This is a genomic window from Actinotalea sp. (genome assembly GCF_035443605.1).
Classification (GTDB): Bacteria; Actinomycetota; Actinomycetes; order Actinomycetales; family Cellulomonadaceae; genus Actinotalea.
Genome location: NZ_DAORSQ010000008.1, coordinates 1 through 20,840, shown reverse-complemented (window position 1 = coordinate 20,840; position 20,840 = coordinate 1). Strand labels below are relative to the sequence as shown.

Here is a 20,840-nt window from a genome sequence, read left to right as displayed (position 1 = left end):
GCCCCGCGCACGCAGCAGCAGCGCACCGCGGCCCCGCGCACGCAGCAGCAGCGCACCGCGGCCCCGCGCCCCCAGCAGCAGCGCACCGTCGTCCGCCCCCGGCGCGTCCCCCCGGCGCCGCCGGCCGTCCGCACGCCCCTTGCACCTGCCCACCCGCACCGCCGCCAGCGGATGCTGCTGGCGGCGATCGTGCTCGTGCTGCTGACGTTCGTCGCACGGCTCGTCTACGTCCAGGGCCTGGACACGGGCGCGCTCGCCGACGTCGCGTACAACAACCGACTCCTCACCGTGGAGATCCCCGCGGTGCGCGGCGAGATCCTCGACGCGGACGGCGTGGTCCTGGCGACGTCGGTCGAGCGGTACGACCTCGTGGCCAACCAGCTGCAGGTGGCGGACTGGAAGGACGGCGTCGACGCCGTCGTCGACGCCGCGGCGCTGCTCTCGCCGCTGGTCGGCACGCCGGCGCCAGAGCTCGGCGCCGCGCTGCTGGGCGACGACCCGTACGTCATCATCGCCCGGGACCTCGCCCCGGACGTCTACCGCCAGGTGATGGACCTCGGCATCGCCGGGATCAGCGGCGAGCGCACCACGGAGCGGGTCTACCCCGGGGGCACGACGGCGGGCAACGTCGTCGGCTTCCTCGGGCACCCCGACCCGAGCACCGACGTCGTCGCCGGCGTCGCCGGGATCGAGCAGGTGTACGAGGAGGTGCTGTCGGGCACCGCTGGCTCGGAGACCTACGAGCAGGGCGCGCGCGGCCAGCGGATCCCGACCGGCGACGACGACGTCGTCGCCGCCGTCCAGGGGCGCGACGTCCAGCTGACCATCGACCGCGACCTGCAGTACGTGGCCCAGTCCGCGGCCGACGAGGCGTACTGGACGCACGGCGCGCAGTGGGTGACCGTCGAGGTGCTCGACGTCACCACGGGCGAGATCCTCGCGCTCGCGGACTCGGGGACGGTCGACCCCAACGACCCGGCCAACGCGGACCCCAGCCGCGCCGCCGCCGTGGTCTACGAGCCCGGGTCGACGGCCAAGGTCATCGCGATGGCCGCCATCCTCGAGCAGGGCATCGCGACGCCGACCTCGCAGTACGTCGTCCCGTACCAGTACGCCGTGCCCAACGGCGAGGTGTTCAAGGACTCGCACGAGCACGGCGACCTCAACCTCACCCTCACCGGGATCCTGTCGGAGTCGTCCAACACGGGCACGGTCATGGTGGGGCAGAACCTCCCGCCCCAGGTGCGGCTCGACTACCTCGCGCGGTTCGGCCTGGGGACCTCGACGGGCTCCGGCCTGCCGGGCGAGTCCGCCGGCCTGCTGCGCACGCTGGAGGACTGGACGGGCGACGGGCGCTCGCCGTACACCGTGCTCTTCGGTCAGGCCGTCTCGGTGACCACCCTGCAGTCCACCCAGGTGTTCGCGACGCTCGCCAACGGCGGCGTGCGCGTCGCGCCGCACCTCGTCGCGGCCGTGGCGGACGAGACGGGCGCGATGGTCCCCGTCGAGCAGCCGGCGCCCGTGCAGGTGGTGAGCGCCGAGACCGCAGACACCGTGGTGCGGATGCTGGAGAGCGCCGTCGTGGAGGGCACCGGCGGCAACGCGGCCGTCCCGGGCTACCGGGTCGCCGGCAAGACGGGTACCTCGCAGTCGTTCGAGGGCAACGGGGTGGTCAAGAACGTCGCGTCCTTCGTGGGCATCGCACCCGCCGACGCGCCGCGCATCGCCGTCAACGTGGCGATCTACGACCCGAAGACCTCGATCTACGGCGGCGCGACGGCCGCGCCCGTGTTCGCCGAGGTCACGGCCTACGCCCTGCAGCACCTCGGGGTCCCGCCGAGCGGCGCGGTCGCGGAGCTGTTCCCCTCGACGTGGCAGTGACCGCGCGGCGGGCCGTCACCGACCCGCAGCTGACCCGGTAGATTCGGCCCGTGACGTCCCCCCAGGGTCGGATGCGCCCCGAGCATCGCGCACCACGCCGCCTGGGCGACCTCGTGGAGGCCTTCGCGCTGACCCCCGCCGGTCACGGGGTCGCGGACGACCTTGCCGTCACGGGCGTCGCGGTCGGCTCGGGCGACGTGCTGCCGGGGGACCTGTTCGTCGCCGTGCCGGGCCTGCGGGCCCATGGTGCGCAGTACACGGCCGACGCGGTGGCGCACGGCGCGGTCGCCGTGCTCACCGACCTCGCGGGCCGCGCCCTCGTCGAGGCCCAGGGCATCACGCTCCCCGTCCTCGTCACCGGCCGCCCGCTGCGGGCGCTGCTGGGCGAGGTCTCTGCGTGGTTCTACGGTCACCCGGCACGGGACCTCACCGTGGTCGGCATCACGGGCACCAACGGCAAGACCACCACGAGCTACTTCCTCGACGCCGCACTGCACGCGGTGCACCCGGTGACGTCGGTCATCGGCACCGTCGAGCTGCGCGTGGGCGACGAGGCCATCGAGAGCCCGCGGACCACCGTCGAGTCGCCGGTGCTGCACGGCCTGTTCGCCCTCATGGCCGAGCGCGGCGCGACGGCCTGCTCCATGGAGGTCTCCTCGCACGCCCTCGCGCTCGAGCGGGTGGCCGGGCTGCGGCTCGACGTCGTCGGGTTCACCAACCTCCAGCGCGACCACCTGGACTTCCACGGCGACATGGCGGGCTACTTCCGCGACAAGGCCCGGCTGTTCGACCCCGAGCAGGCGCGTCGCGGGGTGGTCTGCGTCGACGACGAGTGGGGGGTCCGCCTCGCGCGCGAGGCCCGCATCCCCGTCGACACCCTGGCCACCCGCGACGACGCGCTCGGCCGCGACGTGGCCGGCTGGCGCGTGAGCGACGCGACGATCGGGCTGGACGGCGTGGGGTCGACCTTCACGCTCACGGGGCCGGACGGCACCCGGGTGGCCGCGGTCAGCCCGCTGCCCGGCCTCGTCAACGTGTCCAACGCGGCGCTGGCCATCGTCCTTGCCGTCCGCGCTGGCGTCCCGCTCGACGCCGCCGTCGCGGGCGTCGCGGGGGCGCACGCGATCCCCGGGCGGATGGAGCGCGTGGTGGAGCGCGGCCCCGGCCGGCCGCTGTGCCTCGTCGACTACGCCCACACGCCCGACGCGCTGGTCCTCGCCCTGCAGGCGGTCCGGCCCATCACGCCGGGCCGGCTGGTGCTCGTGCTCGGCTCGGACGGGGACCGTGACCAGGGCAAGCGACCCATGATGGGCGAGATCGCCGCGCGCCTGGCCGACGTCGTCGTCATCACGGACGAGAACCCGCGCTCGGAGGACCCGGCGGTCATCCGCGCTGCCCTCCTCGACGGCGCGCGGACGGTGCGGCCGGACCTGCGCGACGTCCACGAGGCCAGCCCCCGTGCCGACGCGCTGCGCCTGGGTGTCAGCCTCGCCGGCGAGGGGGACACCGTCATCGTCACCGGCAAGGGCCACGAGCCCACGCAGGAGATCGCCGGGGTGTTCCACCGCTACAACGACCGCGACGTCTACCTCGGGATCTACGCCGCCGAGGGTACGGGCGTGGACGCGGCCGACAGCGCCGCCGAGGGCGCCGCCGTGCCGCCGACCGGGGTTTCGCCCGGCGCTCCGACCGTCACCGAGCGGTCCGACGGCGTCACCGTCGTCGACGCCACCGGGCTGGACCACCTCGACGCCCTGCGTGCCGCCCTGCGGGACCTCGTCGACCGCGCCGACGGACGCCGCACCGTCGCGGTCGTCGGACCGCTCGCCGGGGCGGCCGAGCGACCCTCGCCGGACACGATCGCCGAGCTGGACGCGCTGGGTCGCCTCGCGGTGCGGCTCGACGTCACCCTGCTCGCGGCCGTCGGCGCGCCCGTGCGCGCGCTCTACGCCGGCGCCTACCAGGAGGGTTCCTGGGACGCCGAGTCGCGCCACGTGCCCGATCTGGCCGCCGCGCGTGCCCTGCTGGCAGACGAGGTCCGGCCCGGGGACGTGGTGCTCGTCGCGGGCGACCTCGCGCCGCTGGTCGCCATGCTGACGGAGGTCACCCGGTGAAGGCCGTCCTCATCTCGGGCGGCCTGTCGATGGTGCTCGCGCTGCTCGCCACGCCGCTGTTCATCCGGCTGCTCGTGCGCAAGCAGTACGGGCAGTTCATCCGGCAGGACGGCCCGACGGCCCACTTCACCAAGCGCGGCACCCCGACCATGGGTGGCGTCGTCATCATCGCGGCGACGCTCATCGGCTGGGGCGGCGCCAACCTCTTCACGGGCAACGTGCCGTCCGCGTCCGCGCTGCTGGTGCTCTTCCTCATGACAGGGCTGGGCGTGGTCGGCTTCCTCGACGACTACATCAAGATCTCCCGGCAGCGCAGCCTCGGGCTCTCGGCCCGGTGGAAGATCCTCGGCCAGGGCGTGGTGGGGATCGTCTTCTCCGTGCTGGCGCTGCAGTTCCCCAACGAGAACTTCCGCACCCCGGCGTCCACCCAGATCTCGTTCATCCGGGACACCGAGCTGGACCTCGCCTGGAAGGGCGCGACGGTGGGGCTCATCCTCTTCGTCGTCTGGGCCAACTTCCTCATCACGGCGTGGTCGAACGCGGTGAACCTCACCGACGGGCTCGACGGGCTCGCGACGGGCGTCTCGCTCATCGTGTTCGGTGCGTACGTGCTCGTGGCGGTGTGGCAGAACAACCAGAGCTGCCAGAACATCCTCACGGCCGGTCCACGCTGCTACGAGACGCGCGACCCGCTCGAGCTCGCCGTCGTGGCGGCCGCGATCACCGGGGCGTGCTTCGGGTTCCTCTGGTGGAACGCCTCGCCGGCCAAGATCTTCATGGGCGACACCGGCTCGCTCGCCCTCGGCGGCGCGCTGGCCGGGCTGTCGATCCTGTCCCGTACGCAGGTCCTCGCGGCGATCATCGGCGGGATGTTCGTGCTCGTCGTGCTCTCCGACGTCATCCAGATCGGCTGGTTCAAGATGACCGGCAAGCGGGTCTTCAAGATGGCGCCGCTGCACCACCACTTCGAGCTCTCCGGCTGGGGCGAGGTCACCATCGTCATCCGGTTCTGGATCATCGCCGGGCTGTTCGTCGCCGGCGGCGTCGGGGTGTTCTACGCGGAGTGGGTGACCGGCTAGTGCCCGTGGACGCGGCCCGGCTCGACCTCGCGGGTCGCCGGGTGCTCGTCGCCGGGCTGGGCCTCTCGGGCCGCGCCGCGACCCAGGCGCTGACGGCGCGCGACGCCGCCGTGACCACCCTGGACGCGCGCTCCGAGCAGGCGGACCTGCACGACGACTCGGCGGTGGACCTCGGGGCGACCGACCTCGTCATCGCGTCGCCCGGCTGGTCGCCCGCGTCGCCCGTGCTCGCGGCGGCCGCGGCGCGTGGGGTCCCGGTCTGGAGCGAGGTCGAGCTCGCGTGGCGGCTGCGGGCCGACCGCGCGGACCGGGCCGGACGCGGCACGGCGGGCGCGGCGGCCGGCCCGGCCCCGTGGCTGGCGATCACCGGCACCAACGGCAAGACGACGACGGTCGGCATGCTCGCGTCGATCCTCACGGCGGCCGGCCTCGCGGCGCCGGCGGTCGGCAACGTCGGCACGCCTGTCGTCGAGGCCGCCGTCGACCCGGAGCTGGATGTGCTCGCCGTCGAGCTGTCGAGCTTCCAGCTGCACTTCACGCACACCATGGCCGCGCACGCCGCCGTGGTGCTCAACGTCGCCCCTGACCACCTCGACTGGCACGGCTCGCTCGCCGCGTACACGGCGGCGAAGGCCCGCATCTACGAGCGCGTCACGGTCGCGTGCGTCTACGGCGCGCGCGACCCGCTCGTCGAGCGTCTGGTGCGCGAGGCCGACGTCGCCGACGGCGCGCGTGCGGTCGGCACCACCTCCGGCGCGCCGGCCGCCGGGCAGATCGGTCTCGTCGACGGCGTCATCGCGGACCGGGCCTTCCACGCCCCGCCGGACGACCCGGCGCGGCAACGGTCGGCCGCAGAGCTGGGCACCCTCGCCGACCTCGCGCACCTGGCCGGCCCGGACGGCCGCGTGGCACCGCACGTCGTCGCCGACGCCCTCGCCGCGGCGGCACTGGCCCGCGCGCACGGGGTGCCCGCCGCCGCCGTGCGCGAGGGCCTGCGGGCCTACCGCCCCGGCGCGCACCGCACCCAGCTCGTGGCCACGGTCGACGGCGTCGCGTACGTCGACGACTCCAAGGCCACCAACGCGCACGCCGCAGCCGCCGCGCTCGGCGGGGTCGCGGCGGGCACAGCGGTGTGGATCGCCGGCGGACTGGCCAAGGGCAACCGCTTCGAGGACCTCGTCGCCGACCGGGTGGACCGGCTGCGCGCCGTCGTGCTCATCGGCACCGACCAGCGGCCGTGGCACGAGGCACTTGCCCGACACGCGCCCGCAATCCCCGTCGTGACGATCGATCCCGCCGACACTGGGACGGTGATGAGCCGCGCCGTGACCGCTGCCCGCCGGCTCGCCCGGCCGGGCGACACGGTGCTGCTCGCGCCCGCGTGCGCGTCGATGGACCAGTTCACGTCCTACGCCCACCGCGGCACGGCCTTCGTCGACGCGGTCGGCGGGCTCGGCCTGCCCGCCGGCGCCTGAGGTCGCGGCGATGTCCTGGACCTCGGCCCCCGACCTCGAGGTGGCACCGCGGGAGCGCGGTGCGGTGCTCGGTCAGTGGAACAGCGCGGTGACGAGCTACTACCTGATCCTCGGGGCCGCGACGCTGCTCCTGACCATCGGCCTGGTGATGGTGCTGTCGAGCTCCAGCATCGACGCCCTGGTCAGCTCCGACGGGGCGTCGCCGTACGGGATCTTCCTCAACCAGGCGCGCTACGCGCTCGTCGCCCTGCCGATCGCCTGGGTCGCCAGCCGGCTGCCTGTGGCGTTCTACAAGCGGGTCGCGTGGCCCGCCCTGCTCGTCACGCTGGGCCTGCAGCTGCTCGTCTTCTCCCCGCTGGGCGTCGAGGTCAACGGCAACCGGAACTGGATCCTCCTGCCCGGCCTGGGCCAGATCCAGCCCTCCGAGCTCGTCAAGCTCGCGCTCGCCGTGTGGTTGGGCGCGGTGCTCGCCCGCAAGCGACCCCTGCTCGGCCAGTGGCTGCACGTGCTCGTCCCCGGGGTGGTCGTCGCGCTGGGCGCGATCGGCCTGGTGCTGCTGGGCCACGACCTCGGCACGGCGATCGTCATGCTCGTGCTCGTTGCCGGCGCGCTGTTCGTCGCCGGGGTCCCGACGCGGATGTTCCTCGTGGCCGGTGCGGTCGCGCTGCCCGTGATCTGGCAGATCACCCAGATGTCCGACTCCCGGATCCGGCGGATCACCGCGTTCTTCTCCGACGACTGCGACCCCCAGAAGGAGTGCTACCAGACGACGCGCGGGCTCTACGCGCTGGCGTCGGGCGGCTGGACGGGTCAGGGCCTGGGGGAGAGCCGCGAGAAGTGGTCCTACCTGCCCGAGCGCCACAACGACTTCATCTTCGCCATCCTCGGCGAGGAGCTCGGTCTGCTCGGCACCGTCCTGGTGCTCGCCCTGTTCGGCGTGCTCGCCGTGGCGATGGCGCGCGTCATCCGCCGGCACACCGACCCGTTCGTCCAGATCACCACCGCGGCGATCGCCGCGTGGGTGCTCGGCCAGGCGCTCATCAACATCGCGGTGGTCATCGGCCTGCTGCCCGTCATCGGCGTGCCGCTGCCGCTGGTCTCCGCCGGCGGCTCGGCGCTCATCACGACGATGATCGCGCTGGGGGTCGTGGTCTCGTTCGCCCGCAACGAGCCCGGTGCCGCCGAGGCGCTGGCCGCACGCACCGGCGTGGTGCGTCGGTCGCTCGCCGTCGTCGGCCGGTCGTCGCGCACCGGTCGGGGTGCCCGTGGCTGAGTCCGTTCTGCTGGCCGGTGGCGGGACCGCCGGCCACGTCAACCCCCTGCTCGCCGTCGCCGACGAGCTGCGCCGGCGCGACCCCGACGTGCGGATCACGGTGCTGGGCACCTCGACCGGCCTGGAGGCCCGGCTCGTCCCCGCGCGCGGCTACCCGCTGGTGCCCGTGCCGCGCGTCCCCCTGCCGCGCCGCCCCACCCTGGACTGGCTGCGACTGCCGGGCCGGCTGCGCGCCGCCGTGAGCGCCGCGGCCCGCGCGATCACCGAGAACGACGTCCAGGTGGTCGTCGGCTTCGGCGGCTACGTGTCCACCCCCGCCTACCTCGCGGCGCGTCGGCTCGGCGTGCCCGTGGTCATCCATGAGCAGAACGCGCGGCCCGGCCTCGCCAACCGCCTGGGTGCGCGGTGGGCGCGCGCCGTCGCGGTGACCTTCCCGGGCACCCCGCTGCCGGGAGCCCAGGTCACGGGGCTGCCGCTGCGCCCACCCGTCGCCGCGCTCGCCGCGGCACGGGACACCGACGCCGCCGCTGCGCGCGCTGACGGTGCCCGCGCGCTCGGGCTCGACCCGGGGCTGCCCACGCTGCTCGTCACCGGCGGCTCCCTCGGCGCCGTGAGCCTCAACACGGCCGTGGCCGCCGCCGCCGCAGATCTGCTGGCCTCCGGCGCCCAGGTGCTGCACCTCACCGGCACGGGCAAGGCCGACGCCGTGCGCGTCGTCCTCGCGGGGCTCGCCGGCGCCGACCGCTACGCGGTGCGCGAGTACCTCGAGGACATGCACCACGCGCTCGCCGCGGCCGACCTCGTGGTGTGCCGCTCCGGCGCGGGGACGGTGAGCGAGCTCGCCGCTCTCGGGCTGCCGGCGGTCTACGTGCCGTTGCCGATCGGCAACGGCGAGCAGCGACTCAACGCCGCCGCCGTCGTGGCGGCAGGGGGAGGCCTGCTCGTCGCGGACGCCGACCTCACGCCCGCCTGGCTGCGCGAGCACGTCGTGCCCCTGCTGGCCGACAGCTCGCGGACCGCCGCGATGGGCCGGGCGGCCCGCGGCGAGGGTGTGGCGGACGGCGCCGCGCGGGTGGCCGACCTCGTCGAGGCCCTGGCATGAGCGGCGCACCGGGCGACGACGTCGAGGACGTCGAGGACGTCGCTGCCCTGGCCGCCCGCGGGCGCGTGCACCTCGTGGGGGTGGGCGGCGCCGGGATGTCCGCGATCGCCACGCTGCTCGCGGCCCGGGGGCTGGAGGTGTCGGGCTCCGACGCCAGGGCCGTCGGCCTCGAGCGGCTCGCCGACGCCGGTGTCACGGTGCACGTCGGCCACGCGGCGGCACACGTCGAGGGCGCCGGCACGGTGGTGGTCTCCACCGCGATCCGCGAGACCAACCCCGAGCTCGCCAGGGCGCGTGTCCTGGGCATCGCCGTGCGGCACCGCTCGCGCGCGCTGGCGGCTCTCATGGCGGACCGGCACGCGGTCGCGGTCGCCGGGGCGCACGGGAAGACGACGACGTCCGCGATGGTGGCGGTCGCGCTCCGCGAGGCCGGCCTGGACCCGTCCTTCGCGATCGGCGGGAGCGTGCTGGCATCGAGCGGCCCGCTCGGCGGCGCCCACGACGGCACGGGCGACGTGTTCGTGGCGGAGGCCGACGAGTCGGACGGCTCCTTCCTCGCCTACCGGCCGCAGATCGCCGTGGTGACCAACGTCGAGCCCGACCACCTGGACCACTACGGCAGCCGCGCGGCGTTCGAGCAGGCGTTCGCCGACTTCGCCGCCCGGATCGCCCCCGGCGGCTGGCTCGTCGCGTGCGCGGACGACGAGGGCTCGCGCGACCTGGCCGACCGCGCACGCGCCGCCGGGACCGCGGTGCGCACCTACGGCACGGCACCGGACGCGGACGTCCGCGTCGGACCGTGGCTGCCCGATCCCGCGTCGAGCGGCGGCTCGACGACCGTCCGGGAGGGCGACGGTGCGCCCGTCACGCTCGACCTCGCGGTGCCCGGGGTCCACAACGGGCTCAACGCCGCGGCCGCATGGACGGTCGCGCGGCTGCTCGGCGTCGACGGTGCGACGGCGGCCCGCGGGCTCGCGGCCTTCCGCGGTACCGGCCGACGGTTCGAGGAGCGCGGCACGGCGGGTGGCGTGCGGGTGGTGGACGACTACGCCCACCACCCCACCGAGGTGGCGGCCCTGCTGCGGGCCGCACGCGCCGTGGCCGGCGACGGCCGGGTGCTCGCGCTGTTCCAGCCGCACCTGTACTCCCGGACGCGCACCTTCGCCGACGCGTTCGCGCGGGCACTGGCGCTCGCGGACCTCGTCGTCGTCACGGACGTCTACGCCGCCCGCGAGGACCCGGACCCCACGGTCACGGGCGCGCTCATCGCCGACCAGGTCCCCGGCGGGCGGTTCATCGCCGACAAGGCCGAGGCGGCCGTGGCACTGGCGCGCGCGGCGCGGCGCGGTGACCTCCTGCTCACCGTCGGGGCCGGGGACGTCACGGACCTCGCGCCGCTGGTGCTGGAGACCCTGGCGCAGGCGCCACCGGCGCGGGGCGACGGGGCATGAGGCCCCCCGCGCAGCCGCGCGTGCGGCCCGAGCCCGCGCCCCGGCCGTCGCCAGCACCCAGCCCGGCGTCGACCCGGACGCCCACGCCGCCGTCGACCATGGCCGCGCACCCCGAGCCCCTGCCGCGCACCGAGGTCCAGCGGCGCTCCTGGGTCCCCGTGCGCCCGGCGGTCGTCTCGCAGGGCTCTGCCGCGCGCTTCGCGGAGCGCGTGGCGATGCGCCGTCGGCTGCTGCGCGACCGGATCGTCCTCGTGTCGGTCGCCGCCGTCGTCGTCGGCGCCCTGGCGTGGCTGCTGCTCCTGTCGCCCGTGCTGGCGCTGCGGGCCGACCAGGTGCAGGTCGAGGGTCAGGGCACCGTCGTCGACGTCGCCGCCGTGCAGGCCGTCGTCCAGCCGTACGACGGCGTGCCCCTGCCGCGCCTCGACACCGTCGCGCTGCGGCGCTCCGTGCTCGACGTCCCCGGGGTGCGTGCAGCCCAGGTGACCCGCACGTGGCCGCACGGCCTGCTCGTCACGGTGGTCTCGCGCGAGCCCGTCGCCGCCGTCCCGCGTGACGGCGGCTTCGCGCTGCTGGACGTCGAGGGCGTGCAGGTGGGCCGCTCCGACGTCGCCCCCGAGGCGATCCCCGTCATCACGGTGCCGGTGGACGACCCGGGTGCACGGGCCATGACCGCCGTGCTCACGGTGCTCCAGCTGCTGCCGCCAGAGCTCGCAACGCAGGTCGTCGCGGCCTCGGCGGAGAACCAGGACACCGTGGCCTTCGCGCTCACGGACGGCTCGCAGGTCGAGTGGGGGAGCGCGGACGAGTCGGCCCTCAAGGCGCGGGTGCTCACGACGCTGCGTGCAGCCGGTGTCGCGTCGGGGGTCGACGTGTACGACGTCTCCGCCCCGACGCTGCCCATCACGCGCTCCTGACGGCCGACGCTCGCCCGGCGCACCGGGATCGATCTCGACTCGTCGCGCGACACGCGCCCGCGGTCGTTGCCGGGGCGGCGACGGCGACCTAGCGTCGCTCCCGACAGCATCTGACATAACTCTAACCTTCTACTTCAGGGTGAAGGTTGGCGGTCCACAGCAGGACGAGAGGCTCGGACGTGGCGGCTCCCCAGAACTACCTCGCGGTCATCAAGGTCGTCGGCATCGGCGGGGGCGGTGTCAACGCCGTCAACCGGATGATCGAGGTCGGCCTCAAGGGCGTCGAGTTCATCGCCATCAACACCGACGCGCAGGCGCTGCTGATGTCGGACGCCGACGTCAAGCTCGACGTCGGCCGCGAGCTGACCAGGGGACTGGGCGCCGGCGCCGACCCCGAGGTCGGCAAGAAGGCAGCGGAGGACCACGCCGAGGAGATCGAGGACGTCCTGCGGGGCGCCGACATGGTCTTCGTCACGGCGGGCGAGGGCGGCGGCACCGGGACCGGTGGCGCACCTGTGGTCGCCCGGATCGCGCGGGGCCTGGGGGCCCTGACGATCGGCGTCGTGACGCGGCCGTTCACCTTCGAGGGCCGTCGTCGGTCCGTCCAGGCCGACACCGGCATCGACGGGCTGCGGTCCGAGGTCGACACCCTCATCGTCATCCCCAACGACCGGCTGCTGTCCATCTCGGACCGCTCGGTCTCGGTGCTCGACGCGTTCCACTCCGCGGACCAGGTGCTGCTGTCCGGTGTGCAGGGGATCACCGACCTCATCACCACCCCGGGCCTCATCAACCTCGACTTCGCCGACGTCAAGAGCGTCATGCAGGGTGCGGGCAGCGCGCTCATGGGCATCGGGTCCGCCCGGGGCGAGGACCGTGCCGTCCAGGCGGCCGAGCTGGCGATCTCCTCGCCGCTGCTCGAGGCGAGCATCGACGGCGCGCACGGCGTGCTCCTGTCCATCCAGGGCGGCTCCGACCTCGGCCTCTTCGAGATCAACGAGGCGGCGCGCCTCGTCCAGGAGGCCGCGCACCCCGAGGCGAACATCATCTTCGGTGCGGTCATCGACGACGCGCTGGGCGACGAGGTGCGGGTCACCGTCATCGCCGCCGGGTTCGACAGCGGCTCGCCGACCATCCGCCGCGACAGCCGCGCCCTCGGCCAGGTGTCCAGCGCCCCGCGCGTCGCCCCGCCCGTCGTCGAGCACGCGCCCGCGCCCCGCCCCGCCGTGGTCGAGCCGGTCGCGGTGCCCGCCGTCGTCCCGGTCGCCCAGGCCGAGGAGGAGCCGCCCACGTTCCTCGCAGACGAGCGCGAGCCGCGCACGGGCGCCGTCGAGGTGCCTCGCGTCTTCGAGGACCGGCCGTCCCGGCGCGCCCTGGACGACCTGGACCTGCCGGACTTCCTCAAGAACCCGCAGTGAGCCCCGCCCGGGTGCCGATCGACCTCGGCCCGGGCGTGCGCGCAGCCTTCACCACGACGGCGACCGGCAACCTCAGCCTCCTGCTGGGGGACGACCCGGTCGCCGTCGTGCGTCGTCGCCAGGACCTCGACGCCTGGCTCGGCGCCCCGGCGACCTACGTCCGCCAGGTGCACGGCGCCGACGTGCACCGCTGCGACACGTCGGCGGGCCCCGCTGGCGGGGCGCCCGATGGCCTCGTGGCGGCCGACGCCATCGTCGGTGCCGGGGACGCGGCCCTCGCGGTGCTCGTGGCGGACTGCGTGCCCGTGCTGCTGGCCGACCCGGTGCACCGCGTCGTCGCGGCCGTGCACGCCGGCCGGGCCGGCGTCGTGGCGGGGGTGGTCCCGGCAGCCGTGGCCGCGATGGTCGAGGCCGGTGCGCACGCGCCGTCCGTACGGGCCGTCGTCGGGCCCGCGATCTGCGGCGACTGCTACGAGGTGCCGGCGGGGCTGCGCGACGAGGTCGAGGCGCTCGTGCCCGGCACCGCGGCGAGGACGTCGTGGGGCACGCCGTCCCTCGACCTGCCCGGCGCCGTCGCCCGCCAGCTGAGGGTGCTGGGGATCGCGTCGACGCGGCTCGCCGCCTGCACCCTGACGGACGACCGCTGGTTCAGCCACCGCGCCGCCGGGGGCGCGGCCGGTGCCGGGACCGCCCGACCGGCCGGCAGGTTCGCCGCGGTCGTCCGACTGACCCCGGGCGTGTCGCCGCTGCCCACCGGGACCCCTGGGTTAGCGTGACAACGACCGGACCGCAGGCCCTCGCCCGTGGTCCGCATGGACCGTTCTGACGATGGAGACCGCGATGGCCGGGGCGCTGCGCAAGACGATGCTGTATCTCGGGCTGGCCGAGGACGACCGCGGCCACGCCGAGGAGTACCTCGAGGAGTACGACGACGTCGTCGCGACCGAGTACGAGGCCGAGGTGACGCCGCTGCACCGTCCCGCCGGCCGCGCCGTCGCGCAGAGCCACGCGCCCGCGCCAGAGCTGCGCCGGATCACGACGATCCACCCGCGCTCGTACAACGACGCGCGCGTCATCGGCGAGGCCTTCCGGTCGGGCACCCCCGTCATCATGAACCTGTCCGAGATGACCGACGCCGACGCCAAGCGCCTCGTCGACTTCTCCGCCGGCCTGATCTTCGGTCTGCACGGCGCCATCGAGCGGGTCACCACCAAGGTGTTCCTGCTCTCGCCCGAGCACGTCGAGGTCATCGGTGAGGAGCAGGTCGCCGGCCCCGAGCGCGCCGGCTTCTACAACCAGAGCTGACGTGCTCGAGCTCGTCGCGGGCATCGCCTACGTCATCGTCCTGATCTTCTTCGTGCTCCTCATCGTCCGGCTCGTCATCGACTGGGTGCAGGTCTTCGCCCGCGACTGGCGTCCCCGCGGTGTGGCGCTCGTGGTGGCCGAGGCGACGTACACGGTCACCGACCCGCCGCTCAGGGCCGTCCGGCGCGTCGTGCCGCCGCTCTCGCTCGGCTCCGTCCGGCTCGACCTGGCCTTCGTCATCGTCATGCTGGCGTGCTCCCTGCTGCTCAACGTGCTCGCCGCCGTGTGAGACACGCCGCACCGAACCGGGGGCGAACCCGACGCCCCGTCCGCAAACCCGCTACCGTGATCCTGGCGGTCGGCGGACTGCCCGGGTCCGACCAGCGCGAACAACCGAGGTGAACCATGGCTCTGCTCACCGCAGACGACGTCCTGAACAAGAAGTTCCAGGCGACGAAGTTCCGAGAGGGATACGACCAGGACGAGGTGGACGACTTCCTCGACGAGGTCGTCAACACCCTGCGGGCCGTCAGCGCCGAGAACGACGACCTCAAGGGCAAGCTCGCCGCCGCTGAGCGTCGGATCGCCGAGCTGAGCCGCACGGGCGGCGCCCCGGCACCGTTCGCGGCCCCCGAGGCGTTCGTCGCCCCCGAGCCCGAGCCCACGCCCGAGCCCGAGGTCGTCGTCACCCCGGAGCCCGAGCCCGAGCCGGTCGTCGTGGCCCCCGAGCCGGAGCCCGTCGTCGCGGCGTTCACCGCTCCGGCGGTCGCGGCCCCGCAGCGCATCAGCGAGCCCGAGTCCGCCACCGGCATGCTCCAGCTGGCCCAGAAGCTCCACGACGACTACGTCCGCTCCGGCCAGGAGGAGGGCGACCGCATCATCACGGACGCCAAGTCCCAGGCCACGCGGATCGTCCGTGAGGCCGAGGACACCTCGAACCGCACGCTGGCGCAGCTCGAGCAGGAGCGCAGCCTCCTCGAGCGCAAGATCGACGAGCTGCGGGTCTTCGAGCGCGACTACCGGACGCGCCTGAAGAGCTACCTCGAGAACCTGCTCGGCGACCTGGACGCCCGCGGCTCGACCGTCGCGCAGCGCCCCGCCGGAGGGGACCAGGGCCTGCCGTTCAACGGCTGAACCCCGTCGCGACGCACCACACCGGGTCTCCCGGTGTGGTGCGTTGTGCGTCATCCGTGGGAGGTCTACTCTCGCGTGACCTTCTTCACCTTGGAGTGCCATGCCTCACGACGACTCGAACACCGCGGCGGTCGATGCCGGCCGGGCCCACCTCGCCGGGATCGAGACGCGCGTCGACAGCTTCCCGGTCCGCCCGGGCGAGGACCCGTGGACCGTGCCCGAGGTCGAGGAGATCGCCCGGGAGCTCACCGTCGAGATCGCGCGGCTCAAGGTCGAGCTGTCCCATGCCGACGCCGAGCTCTCGGACCTGCTGCGCTACTCGGGTGACGGCGCGGGCGACGACCAGGCGGACTCCGGCTCCAGCGCGCTCGAGCGCGAGCAGGAGCTCACCCTCGTCAACAACACGCGCGACCTGCTGGAGCAGAACGAGCACGCCCTGGAGCGCGTCGGAGCGCCGGGCTTCGGCACGTGCGAGTCCTGCGGCCAGGCCGTCGGCAAGGCGCGGCTCCAGGCCTTCCCCCGGGCGACGCTGTGCGTCACGTGCAAGGCACGCCAGGAGCGTCGCTGACCGTGCTGGCTGTCCGGCGGCCCCTGGTCGCAGCGTTCGCCGCGGTGACCGTCGTCGCCGTGGTGCTCGACCGGCTGTCCAAGGCGTGGGCGCTGGCCAACCTCACCGAGGGTGAACGCACCCCCCTCGTCGGGGACCTGCTCGGCCTGGAGCTGCTGCACAACCCCGGCGCCGCCCTCGGGCTGGCGACCGGCATGACGTGGATCTTCGTCGTGGCGGCCATCGGCGTGACCGTGGTCATCCTGCGGATCGCGAACAGGCTTGGGTCGCGCGGCTGGGCGCTGGCGCTCGGGCTGCTGCTCGGCGGCGCGCTGGGCAACCTCATCGACCGGCTGACGCGTCCGCCGGGCTTCGGTCGAGGGTACGTCGTGGACTTCATCGCCTACGGGGACCTCTTCGTGGGCAACGTCGCGGACATCGCGATCGTGGGTGCCGCCGGTCTGATCATGGTGCTCAGCCTGCGCGGCATCGGCCTCGACGGGACCCGGCACGGGGCGGACGGGTTGCCCGGGGCCGAGGACGACGGCGCGGCTGCCACCGGTGCCGCGAGCACCGCCGCCGGCTCGTCCACCTCCGAGGACGCGTGAGCGCCGCGCGCTCGCTGCCGGTGCCGGACGGTCTGGCGGGCGAGCGGGTCGACGCCGGGCTGTCGCGACTGCTGGGGGTCTCCCGCACCCGGGCCGCCGACCTCGTCGCGGCCGGCGCCGTGCTCCTCGACGGCCAGCCCGTCGCCAAGTCGGACCGCCTCACGGCCGGGGCGTGGCTCGAGGTCGACGTGACGGCGCTCGACGCGCACGCCGCGCCGGTCGAGCCCGAGGCGGTGCCGGGCATGCGCATCGTGCACGAGGACGACGACCTCGTGGTGGTCGACAAGCCCGTCGGCGTCGCCGCGCACCCCTCGCCGGGCTGGACCGGGCCGACCGTCGTCGGTGCGCTCGCCGCGGCGGGCTTCCGGATCTCGACCTCCGGCGCGGCCGAGCGTCAGGGCGTCGTGCACCGCCTCGACGTCGGGACGTCCGGCCTCATGGTGGTCGCCAAGAGCGAGCGGGCCTACACCGTGCTCAAGCGCGCCTTCAAGGAGCGCACGGTCGACAAGATCTACCACGCCGTCGTGCAGGGTCACCCCGACCCGACGCGCGGCACGGTGGACGCGCCGATCGGCCGGCACCCTGGCGCGGACTATCGGTTCGCCGTCATCGCGGACGGCAAGCCGTCGGTGACGCACTACGAGGTGCTCGAGATGTTCCCGGCGGCGTCCCTGCTGGAGATCCACCTCGAGACGGGCCGCACCCACCAGATCCGCGTGCACATGTCGGCCCTGCGCCACCCGTGCGTGGGCGACCTCGCCTACGGCGCGGACCCGACGCTGGCCGCCAGGGCCGGGCTCCAGCGGCAGTGGCTGCACGCCATGCGGCTCGCCTTCGACCACCCCAGCACGGGGGAGCGGCTCGAGCTGTCGAGCGCCTACCCGGCGGACCTCGACAGCGCCCTGACGATCCTGCGCGCCGGCGCCTGAGCCCGCGCGGGGACGGGCGCGTCCGGCATGTCGGTGGGGCGACCTAGAATCGACGGCATGGCTGCCGCGGGGGACTTCGTTCATCTCCACGCGCACACCGAGTACTCCATGCTCGACGGCGCCGCGCGCATCGAGGAGCTGCTCACCGAGGCCGAGCGGCTCGGTCAGAAGGCCCTGGCGATCACCGACCACGGGTACCTCTTCGGGGCGTTCGACTTCTGGCAGCGGGCCCGCAACCACGGGATCAAGCCGATCATCGGGGTCGAGGCGTACGTCACGCCGGGCACCAGCCGGTTCGACCAGACCCGCGTGCGCTGGGGAGATGCGAGCCAGGCGTCCGACGACGTCTCCGCGCGCGGTGCCTACACCCACCTCACCCTGCTGTCGCAGACGACGGCGGGCATGCACAACCTCTTCCGGATGGGATCGCTGGCCTCGCTCGAGGGCCAGCTGGGCAAGTGGCCGCGGATGGACCGCGACCTGCTCAGCACGTACCACGACGGTCTCATCGCGTTCACGGGCTGCCCGTCTGGCGAGGTGCAGACGCGGCTGCGCCTGGGCCAGTGGGACGAGGCCGTGCGGGCCGCCGCCGATCTGCAGGACATCTTCGGCAAGGAGAACCTCTACGTCGAGCTGATGGACCACGGGCTGGACATCGAGCGCCGGGTCATCCCCGACCTGCTGCGGCTCGCCAAGACCATCGGTGCCCCGCTCATCGCCTCGAACGACCTGCACTACACGCGCCGTGAGGACGCCCACGCGCACGAGGCGCTGCTCGCGGTGCAGTCCGGCTCGACGCTCGCCGAGCCGACGTCCGACCAGGGTGGCAGCCGGTTCGCCTTCGGGGCGGAGAGCTTCTACCTGTGGTCCGCCGCCGAGATGCGCGCGCTCTGGTCGGAGGTCCCCGAGGCCTGCGACAACACGCTGCTCATCGCCGAGCGGTGCGACGTCGAGTTCAACACGTCAGCCAACTACATGCCGCGGTTCGAGGTCCCGGCCGGCGAGGACGAGCGGTCCTGGTTCGTCAAGGAGGTCGAGCACGGCCTGCACCGCCGCTATCCCGGGGGGATCAGCGACGACGTGCGCCGGCAGGCCGACTACGAGTGCGGGGTCATCACGGACCTGGGCTTCTCCGGCTACTTCCTCGTCGTCGCCGACTTCATCAACTGGGCCAAGGCTCAGGGGATCCGCGTCGGCCCGGGGCGCGGGTCCGCCGCCGGGTCGATGGCGTCCTACGCGATGGGGATCACCGAGCTGGACCCGCTGGAGCACGGGTTGATCTTCGAGCGCTTCCTCAACCCGGAGCGCGTCTCGTGGCCCGATGTCGACGTCGACTTCGACGAGCGTCGGCGCGGTGAGGTGATCCGCTACGTCACCAACAAGTACGGCGAGGACCGCGTCGCCCAGATCGTCACTTACGGCACGATCAAGGCCAAGCAGGCGCTCAAGGACTCCTCGCGCGTGCTGGGCTACCCGTTCGCGATGGGGGACAAGCTCACCAAGGCGATGCCGCCGGCGGTGATGGGCAAGGACATCTCGCTCTCGGGGATGTACGACCCGTCCAACAGCCGCTACGCGGAGGCGGACGAGTTCCGCCAGGTCGTCGCGGCGGACCCGGACGCCCAGAAGGTGCTCGAGACGGCCCGCGGGCTGGAGAACCTCAAGCGGCAGTGGGGCGTGCACGCGGCCGGCGTCATCATGTCGAGCGACCCGCTCATCGACATCATCCCGATCATGAAGCGGCCGCAGGACGGCGCGATCATCACGCAGTTCGACCAGCCGGCGGCCGAGGCGCTCGGGCTGATCAAGATGGACTTCCTCGGCCTGCGCAACCTCACGATCCTCGACGACGCGCTGGAGAACATCGCCGCCAACGGCAAGGCACCGATCCTCATCGAGGACGTGGCGCTGGACGACCCGAGGACGTACGAGCTCCTCGGCCGCGGCGACACCCTCGGTGTGTTCCAGCTCGACGGCGGGCCGATGCGCGCGCTGCTGCGCCAGATGCGGCCGGACAACTTCGAGGACGTCTCGGCCGTCATCGCGCTGTACCGACCGGGCCCGATGGGCATGAACTCGCACACCAACTACGCCCTGCGCAAGAACGGCCTGCAGGAGATCGAGCCCATCCATCCCGAGCTGGTCGAGCCCCTCGACGACGTCGTCGGTGTCACCTACGGGCTCATCGTCTACCAGGAGCAGGTGCAGCGCGCCGCCCAGAAGCTCGCCGGGTACAGCCTCGGCCAGGCCGACCTGCTGCGCCGCGCGATGGGCAAGAAGAAGCAGGAGATCCTCGACAAGGAGTTCCTGCCGTTCCAGGCGGGCATGCGTGAGCGTGGGTACTCCGACGAGGCGATCACCGCCGTGTGGGACGTCCTCGTGCCGTTCGCGGGGTATGCGTTCAACAAGGCGCACTCGGCCGCCTACGGCGTCGTCTCCTACTGGACGGCGTTCCTCAAGGCCAACTACCCGACCGAGTACATGGCCGGCCTGCTCACCTCGGTGCGCGACGACAAGGACAAGTCCGCGCTGTACCTCGGTGAGTGCCGCCGGATGGGCATCACGGTGCTGCCGCCGGACGTCAACTCGTCGTCCGCGAACTTCACGGCCGTCGACGTGGACATCCGGTTCGGTCTCACGGCGGTGCGCAATGTCGGCGTCAACGTCGTCGACGCGATCGTCCGGGCGCGCGAGGAGCACGGCGCGTTCACGTCGTTCACCGACTTCCTCGACAAGGTGCCCGCCGTCGTGTGCAACAAGCGCACCATCGAGTCGCTCATCAAGGCCGGGGCGTTCGACTCCCTCGGTCACGGTCGGCGCGGGCTGCTGCTGGTGCACGAGCAGGCCGTCGACGCGGTCATCGGGGTCAAGCGCAAGGAGGCCGAGGGGCAGTTCGACCTGTTCGCCGACCTCGGCGGGGGCGATGGCGACGGGTCCGGGTTCTCGGTCGTCGTGCCCGAGGTGCCGGACTGGGACAAGAAGCAGCGGCTCGCGTTCGAGCGCGAGATGCTCGGGCTGTACGTCTCCGACCACCCGCTGTCCGGCCTCGAGCACGTGCTCGGGGCGGCGTCCGACTGCTCGATCGTCACGCTCGTCGCCGACGAGACGCGCGCCGACGGGTCGATGGTGACGATCTGCGGGCTGGTCACCTCGCTGCAGCGCAAGATGTCGAAGAACGGCAACCCGTGGGCGGCCGTGACGTTGGAGGACATCGACGGGTCGATCGAGGTGATGTTCTTCGGTGAGACGTACCTCGCGTACTCGACGTTCCTGGCCGAGGACGCCGTGCTGACGGTGCGTGGCCGGGTTCGCCGCCGCGATGACACCATGCAGCTCCAGGCCGTCGAGGTCTCGCTTCCCGACGTGTCCTCGGTCGACGGTCTGCCCATGACGATCACGCTGCCGGTGGCGCGGTGCACAGCCCCCGTGGTCGAGCGGCTGCGCGAGGTCCTGGCGACGCATCCAGGCGTGACCGAGGTCCACCTCAAGCTCACGCAGCCGGGCCGGGCCACCGTGATGCGGCTCGACGAGGGTCTGCGGATCGACCGCTCCCCGGCGCTCTTCGGCGACCTCAAGGCGTTGCTCGGCCCCGGCTGCCTGACCTGAGTCC

The 20,840-nt window shown here is 73.6% G+C and carries 17 protein-coding genes; all 17 read left to right on the top strand.

The window, feature by feature from the left end; translation table 11 throughout:
• On the top strand, positions 1–1,881 hold a 1,881-nt coding region (locus PKY62_RS02010; protein WP_324534335.1), incomplete at its 5' end, for a peptidoglycan D,D-transpeptidase FtsI family protein.
• Positions 1,882–1,931: 50 nt separating this feature from the next.
• Positions 1,932–3,995, top strand: coding sequence for a UDP-N-acetylmuramoyl-L-alanyl-D-glutamate--2,6-diaminopimelate ligase (locus tag PKY62_RS02005; protein ID WP_324534333.1), 2,064 nt, complete (start codon positions 1,932–1,934; stop codon positions 3,993–3,995).
• The gene (gene mraY, locus PKY62_RS02000) at positions 3,992–5,074 is read left to right on the top strand and encodes a phospho-N-acetylmuramoyl-pentapeptide-transferase (protein WP_324534331.1); all 1,083 of its coding nucleotides are present in this window, start codon (positions 3,992–3,994) and stop codon (positions 5,072–5,074) included. Before PKY62_RS02005 ends, mraY begins: the two co-directional genes overlap by 4 nt.
• Positions 5,075–5,079: 5 nt before the next feature.
• Positions 5,080–6,549 (top strand): UDP-N-acetylmuramoyl-L-alanine--D-glutamate ligase, encoded by a 1,470-nt coding sequence (murD, locus tag PKY62_RS01995; RefSeq protein ID WP_324534329.1) that lies wholly within the window; start codon positions 5,080–5,082, stop codon positions 6,547–6,549.
• Positions 6,550–6,559: 10 nt separating this feature from the next.
• On the top strand, positions 6,560–7,822 hold the full coding sequence (gene ftsW / locus PKY62_RS01990) for a putative lipid II flippase FtsW (protein WP_324534327.1): 1,263 nt from the start codon (positions 6,560–6,562) through the stop codon (positions 7,820–7,822).
• Positions 7,809–8,924, top strand: coding sequence for an undecaprenyldiphospho-muramoylpentapeptide beta-N-acetylglucosaminyltransferase (murG, locus tag PKY62_RS01985; protein ID WP_324534325.1), 1,116 nt, complete (start codon positions 7,809–7,811; stop codon positions 8,922–8,924). The genes ftsW and murG overlap by 14 nt, the downstream gene beginning before the upstream one ends.
• Positions 8,921–10,375, top strand: coding sequence for a UDP-N-acetylmuramate--L-alanine ligase (gene murC / locus PKY62_RS01980; RefSeq protein WP_324534323.1), 1,455 nt, complete (start codon positions 8,921–8,923; stop codon positions 10,373–10,375). The genes murG and murC overlap by 4 nt, the downstream gene beginning before the upstream one ends.
• A gap of 98 nt (positions 10,376–10,473) precedes the next feature.
• Positions 10,474–11,289 carry a cell division protein FtsQ/DivIB gene (locus PKY62_RS01975; protein WP_324534321.1) on the top strand — a complete coding sequence of 272 codons (816 nt, stop codon included), beginning with the start codon at positions 10,474–10,476 and terminating at the stop codon, positions 11,287–11,289.
• A gap of 179 nt (positions 11,290–11,468) precedes the next feature.
• The gene (gene ftsZ / locus PKY62_RS01970; RefSeq protein ID WP_324534319.1) at positions 11,469–12,707 is read left to right on the top strand and encodes a cell division protein FtsZ; all 1,239 of its coding nucleotides are present in this window, start codon (positions 11,469–11,471) and stop codon (positions 12,705–12,707) included.
• Positions 12,704–13,483, top strand: a complete 780-nt coding sequence (locus PKY62_RS01965) for a laccase domain-containing protein (protein WP_324534317.1) — start codon at positions 12,704–12,706, stop codon at positions 13,481–13,483. The genes ftsZ and PKY62_RS01965 overlap by 4 nt, the downstream gene beginning before the upstream one ends.
• A gap of 64 nt (positions 13,484–13,547) precedes the next feature.
• Positions 13,548–14,012 carry a cell division protein SepF gene (locus PKY62_RS01960; protein WP_324534368.1) on the top strand — a complete coding sequence of 155 codons (465 nt, stop codon included), beginning with the start codon at positions 13,548–13,550 and terminating at the stop codon, positions 14,010–14,012.
• 1 nt (position 14,013) lies between these two features.
• Entirely contained in the window at positions 14,014–14,301 is a 288-nt protein-coding gene (locus PKY62_RS01955) for a YggT family protein (protein WP_324534315.1), read from the top strand.
• 116 nt (positions 14,302–14,417) lie between these two features.
• A complete protein-coding gene (locus PKY62_RS01950) occupies positions 14,418–15,146 on the top strand; it encodes a DivIVA domain-containing protein (RefSeq protein WP_324534313.1) in 729 nt (242 codons plus the stop codon).
• A gap of 100 nt (positions 15,147–15,246) precedes the next feature.
• Positions 15,247–15,714 carry a TraR/DksA family transcriptional regulator gene (locus PKY62_RS01945; protein ID WP_324534311.1) on the top strand — a complete coding sequence of 156 codons (468 nt, stop codon included), beginning with the start codon at positions 15,247–15,249 and terminating at the stop codon, positions 15,712–15,714.
• Between the two features lie 2 nt (positions 15,715–15,716).
• The gene (locus tag PKY62_RS01940) at positions 15,717–16,301 is read left to right on the top strand and encodes a signal peptidase II (protein WP_324534309.1); all 585 of its coding nucleotides are present in this window, start codon (positions 15,717–15,719) and stop codon (positions 16,299–16,301) included.
• Positions 16,298–17,230 (top strand): RluA family pseudouridine synthase, encoded by a 933-nt coding sequence (locus PKY62_RS01935; protein ID WP_324534307.1) that lies wholly within the window; start codon positions 16,298–16,300, stop codon positions 17,228–17,230. Before PKY62_RS01940 ends, PKY62_RS01935 begins: the two co-directional genes overlap by 4 nt.
• 57 nt (positions 17,231–17,287) lie before the next feature.
• Positions 17,288–20,836, top strand: a complete 3,549-nt coding sequence (gene dnaE, locus PKY62_RS01930; protein ID WP_324534305.1) for a DNA polymerase III subunit alpha — start codon at positions 17,288–17,290, stop codon at positions 20,834–20,836.
• Positions 20,837–20,840 lie beyond the last annotated feature (4 nt).

What these genes read in the sequence shown, in the direction of transcription:
- ftsW (WP_324534327.1), top strand. Translation starts at nt 6,560, where the DNA reads ATGTCCTGGACCTCGGCCCCCGACCTCGAGGTGGCACCGCGGGAGCGC.
- PKY62_RS01950 (WP_324534313.1), top strand. Translation starts at nt 14,418, where the DNA reads ATGGCTCTGCTCACCGCAGACGACGTCCTGAACAAGAAGTTCCAGGCG.
- PKY62_RS01945 (WP_324534311.1), top strand. Translation starts at nt 15,247, where the DNA reads ATGCCTCACGACGACTCGAACACCGCGGCGGTCGATGCCGGCCGGGCC.
- PKY62_RS01975 (WP_324534321.1), top strand. Translation starts at nt 10,474, where the DNA reads ATGGCCGCGCACCCCGAGCCCCTGCCGCGCACCGAGGTCCAGCGGCGC.
- murC (WP_324534323.1), top strand. Translation starts at nt 8,921, where the DNA reads ATGAGCGGCGCACCGGGCGACGACGTCGAGGACGTCGAGGACGTCGCT.
- PKY62_RS01960 (WP_324534368.1), top strand. Translation starts at nt 13,548, where the DNA reads ATGGCCGGGGCGCTGCGCAAGACGATGCTGTATCTCGGGCTGGCCGAG.
- dnaE (WP_324534305.1), top strand. Translation starts at nt 17,288, where the DNA reads ATGGCTGCCGCGGGGGACTTCGTTCATCTCCACGCGCACACCGAGTAC.